3 tRNA genes and 3 rRNA genes (1 of these 6 running past the window's edge) are annotated in these 5,000 nt (G+C 57.0%); all 6 read left to right on the top strand.

The annotated features are described in order from the left end of the window. A 16S ribosomal RNA gene (locus tag AC13D8_RS00225) occupies window positions 1-38 on the top strand (it extends 1,431 nt beyond the left edge of the window). Between the two features lie 138 nt (window positions 39-176). Continuing rightward, window positions 177-253 (top strand) — tRNA-Ile (locus AC13D8_RS00220). Window positions 254-448: 195 nt separating this feature from the next. Next, window positions 449-524, top strand: a tRNA-Ala gene (locus AC13D8_RS00215). A gap of 460 nt (window positions 525-984) precedes the next feature. Then, window positions 985-4,462: ribosomal RNA gene (locus tag AC13D8_RS00210) — 23S ribosomal RNA — on the top strand. 104 nt (window positions 4,463-4,566) lie between these two features. Beyond that, a 5S ribosomal RNA gene (rrf, locus tag AC13D8_RS00205) occupies window positions 4,567-4,681 on the top strand. Together the 16S, 23S and 5S rRNA genes with 3 tRNA genes alongside form the textbook arrangement of a ribosomal RNA operon. Before the next feature lie 44 nt (window positions 4,682-4,725). Next, window positions 4,726-4,802 (top strand) — tRNA-Met (locus AC13D8_RS00200). The last annotated feature ends 198 nt before the right edge of the window (window positions 4,803-5,000 follow it).

Below are 5,000 nucleotides of genomic sequence, written 5' to 3'. Positions count from 1 at the left end.
GTAGCCGTAGGGGAACCTGCGGCTGGATCACCTCCTTTCTAAGGATGATCCTGGCTGATCGGCTTGCCGATCACGTGGATCACTTAGCAGATCAACAAGCAAAGTTGGTCAAACTCCGGGCCGGACCGTCCTCGTATCTCTTCAGACACATGTTCAGGCCGCCGGCCTGTTGTTCCGGGTCGGTAGCTCAGGTGGTTAGAGCGCACGCCTGATAAGCGTGAGGTCGGAGGTTCAAGTCCTCCTCGACCCACCATTCCTCGCTTCGCTCGTCGTGGCGGGTCTCGTCGGATCTGTGATCTGCGCGACCTCGGGTCTTGCGACCCTGCGGGCGACGCGGGCATCGACCCACCGGCGGAAGCGCACGGTTGGCGCATTTGGCAGAGACGCCCTGGCGTCGGCGCCAAATACAGGCCTCAAGTAGCCGAACAGGCGGTAGGCCATGAAAAATGGGGCCTTAGCTCAGCTGGGAGAGCGCCTGATTTGCATTCAGGAGGTCAGGAGTTCGATCCTCCTAGGCTCCACCATTCCCGATGGGATCGCCAAGCACTGGGTTCAGTGCTTGGCCGTCCAATCGGACGGGATTGTCCTCAAGTAGCCGCAAGGCGGTAGGACAGGAAAATGTCCTCAAGTAGCCGCAAGGCGGTAGGACATCGAAAATTGACATCGTTAAGAGAGATACAATCGACGCCGTTTGGTGTCCGCGCGTGAGCGGGCATCCCGGTCGGTTCCCCCTTCGGGGGGACGGCATGCCTGGTGCGTTTCCCGCGCCCTTGCATGTATCCCGAGCGGAAAGGACGGCGTTGTCCAAGTCAAGTACACTGACCATGCGTCATCGCGAGATGACGCGGGAAATGTATGCTTTTGGTTCGGAGAGCGGAAGCCTCGTGTGTTTCTTTTGCCTGTCGGTCGCGGCGGGGCGTGAAAGCGTCCCCAAGTAGCCGAATAGGCGGCAGGACACTGAAAAGTCTTTCTCTTTCTGGATCAAATCAAGCGCGAGAAGGGCGTTTGGTGAATGCCTTGGCAGTAAGAGGCGATGAAAGACGTGATACTCTGCGATAAGCCATGAGGAGCTGAGAATAAGCTTTGATCCATGGATTTCTGAATGGGGCAACCCACCTGACAGTTTGTTATTGATTGCCCTTGGCAATCAATAACGGGCTGAAACAGGTACTTGTTGACTGAATACATAGGTCTTCAAGAGCAAACCCGGGGAACTGAAACATCTAAGTACCCGGAGGAAAGGACAGCAATAGCGACTCCCCTAGTAGCGGCGAGCGAACGGGGATCAGCCGAGCCTGATGAGTGACCAGAATGCGTTGGGAAGCGCAGCCAGAGCGGGTGACAGCCCCGTATGGGAAGCTTTGAAGGACGTATCAAGTAGGGCGGGACACGTGAAATCCTGTCTGAAGATCGGAGGACCACCTTCGAAGGCTAAGTACTCCTTACTGACCGATAGCGAACCAGTACCGTGAGGGAAAGGTGAAAAGCACCCCGACGAGGGGAGTGAAACAGTACCTGAAACCGGACGCCTACAATCAGTCGGAGCTTGACTGGACTCTTATGACAATCTGTCCCAGAGATGTGGAGACGCATATCGGGGGCACACATGAGCGATCTCGCATTCATTACCGACGGGTCGGCCGCCGTGGCCGGTCTTGTGTTGGGGCTCATCTCGATGGGCACCGAGCATTGCCCCGCAGAGGGGTGTCTTGCGAGATCGGACGCAACACCGCGCACCGCGGTGTCGGCCGGCGCGGTCGTGTTCCAGGAGAACGCCACCGGGGCGGAGCTTTACGTGCGGCGCGATACCGCGATGCGGTTCGGGCCGTTCCGCCCGGTCTATGGCCTGTCGCTCAGCGATGACGGCGAGGCCTGGGTCGGCGCGGGGCTGAGCTACACGCTGCAGCCGCGGGACTGGAACTGGTATGCCGAGTTCCACGTCATGCCCGGGCTTTATGCCGAAGGGGGTGGCGCCGATCTCGGCGGCCCGGTCGAGTTCCGCTCGGGGCTGGAGCTGGGCTACGAGAGCGATCGCGGATGGCGCATCGGTCTCGGCTTCGATCACCGCTCCAACGCGGGGATCGAGAGCCGCAATCCCGGGCTCGAGACGGTGCATCTGCGCCTCAGCGTGCCCACGGGGCGGCGCTAGGCGCTCAAGCAGCGAAGCGGTAGCGCACTTTACTGATTGTCATTGGTGTCCAGTCTTGTGACGGCGTACCTTTTGTATAATGGGTCATCGACTTGGTCTATCCAGCAAGCTTAAGCCGTTAGGTGTAGGCGCAGCGAAAGCGAGTCTTAATAGGGCGAATGAGTTGGATGGATCAGACCCGAAACCGAGTGATCTAGGCATGACCAGGATGAAGGTTGGGTAACACCAACTGGAGGTCCGAACCCACACCTGTTGAAAAAGGTCGGGATGAGTTGTGCCTAGGGGTGAAAGGCCAATCAAACTCGGAGATAGCTGGTTCTCTGCGAAATCTATTTAGGTAGAGCGTCATCCGAATACCCCCGGGGGTAGAGCACTGGATGGGTAATGGGGCCCCACAGGCTTACTGATCCTAACCAAACTCCGAATACCGGGGAGTACTAGATGGCAGACAGACGGCGGATGCTAACGTCCGTCGTCGAGAGGGAAACAACCCTGACCTACAGCTAAGGCCCCCAATTCATGGCTAAGTGGGAAAGCAGGTGGGACGACCAAAACAACCAGGAGGTTGGCTTAGAAGCAGCCATCCTTTAAAGATAGCGTAACAGCTCACTGGTCTAAACAAGTTGTCCTGCGGCGAAGATGTAACGGGGCTCAAGCCATGAGCCGAAGCTTAGGATGCCGTAAGGCATGGTAGCAGAGCGTAGTGTGATACAGTCTCATTCCTCTTTTGCGGGCTCGCCCGCATGGGAGGGACGAGATTTTCGATGAAGCCGGGGCGTGAGCCATCCGGTGGAGAGATCACTAGTGAGAATGATGACATGAGTAGCGACAAGGAGGGTGAGAGACCCTCCCGCCGAAAGTCCAAGGGTTCCTGCTTAAAGCTAATCTGAGCAGGGTAAGCCGACCCCTAAGGCGAGGCCGAAAGGCGTAGTCGATGGGAACCAGGTTAATATTCCTGGGCCAGATGGAAGTGACGGATCGCGGAGGTTGTTCGCCCTTATCGGATTGGGCGGGCCGCTGAGCGGTTCCTGGAAATAGCTCCATCATGAGATCGTACCCTAAACCGACACAGGTGGACTGGTAGAGCATACCAAGGCGCTTGAGAGAACGATGTTGAAGGAACTCGGCAAAATACCTCCGTAAGTTCGCGAGAAGGAGGCCCGGGTTCAAGGCAACTTGGATCCGGGGGCACAAACCAGGGGGTGGCGACTGTTTACTAAAAACACAGGGCTCTGCGAAGTCGCAAGACGACGTATAGGGTCTGACGCCTGCCCGGTGCCTGAAGGTTAAAAGGAGAGGTGAGAGCCTTGAATTGAAGCCCAGGTAAACGGCGGCCGTAACTATAACGGTCCTAAGGTAGCGAAATTCCTTGTCGGGTAAGTTCCGACCTGCACGAATGGCGTAACGACTTCCCCGCTGTCTCCAACATCGACTCAGCGAAATTGAATTGCCTGTCAAGATGCAGGCTTCCCGCGGTCAGACGGAAAGACCCCGTGCACCTTTACTACAGCTTCGCACTGGCATCAGGATTGTGATGTGCAGGATAGGTGGTAGGCTTTGAACCCGTGACGCCAGTCGCGGTGGAGCCTCCCTTGAGATACCACCCTTCGCACTCTTGATGTCTAACCGCGGCCCGTTATCCGGGTCCGGGACCCTGCGTGGCGGGTAGTTTGACTGGGGCGGTCGCCTCCTAAAGCGTAACGGAGGCGCGCGAAGGTTGGCTCAGAGCGGTCGGAAATCGCTCGTTGAGTGCAATGGCATAAGCCAGCCTGACTGCGAGACTGACAAGTCGAGCAGAGACGAAAGTCGGCCATAGTGATCCGGTGGTCCCGAGTGGAAGGGCCATCGCTCAACGGATAAAAGGTACGCCGGGGATAACAGGCTGATACTGCCCAAGAGTCCATATCGACGGCAGTGTTTGGCACCTCGATGTCGGCTCATCTCATCCTGGGGCTGGAGCAGGTCCCAAGGGTATGGCTGTTCGCCATTTAAAGAGGTACGTGAGCTGGGTTTAGAACGTCGTGAGACAGTTCGGTCCCTATCTGCCGTGGGTGTAGGATACTTGAGAGGAGTTGCCCCTAGTACGAGAGGACCGGGGTGAACGGACCACTGGTGGACCTGTTGTGGCGCCAGCCGCAGTGCAGGGTAGCTATGTCCGGACAGGATAACCGCTGAAGGCATCTAAGCGGGAAGCCCCCCTCAAAACAAGGTATCCCCGAGGGCCGTGGTAGACCACCACGTCGATAGGCCGGAGATGTAAGCGCAGCAATGCGCTCAGTTGACCGGTACTAATCGCCCGATAGGCTTGATTTGATCCAGTAACAGAAAGACTGGACCAAAAAGCATACGCCAAAACGTGTCAGCTTGACATGGACAGCCCCAAAAGGGCCGATTGTATCAATCAGGGGATTCCCCGGTTTGGTGGCCATAGCACGAGCAAAACACCCGGTCCCATCCCGAACCCGGCCGTTAAGTGCCGTCGCGCCAATGGTACTGCGTCTCAAGACGTGGGAGAGTAGGTCGCCGCCAAACCTGGAAATCCCCCGATGAATCTCTCAACGATAACAAACAAACACCGCGGGATGGAGCAGCCAGGTAGCTCGTCAGGCTCATAACCTGAAGGTCGTAGGTTCAAATCCTACTCCCGCAACCAAAAATACCTACAAAATACCAATGCGCTAGAGCGTGTCGCGTTCATTCGCATTCACGCGACACGCTCTAACTCCTTGATTCGCATGTTCAAGGAGCTCAAAACCGGTTCCCACTTTTGAGCAACATGCTCTAAAAGCCACCCCCGGGTGGCTTTCTGCATTCAGGACCCCCGAATGAAGGCAACGAAAAGCCGGGTGAA

The sequence above is a fragment of the Roseovarius sp. B-10 genome (genome assembly GCF_056859295.1).
The sequence above is the reverse complement of the archived record's forward strand: the minus strand, read 5'-3'. Positions and strand labels throughout refer to the sequence as shown.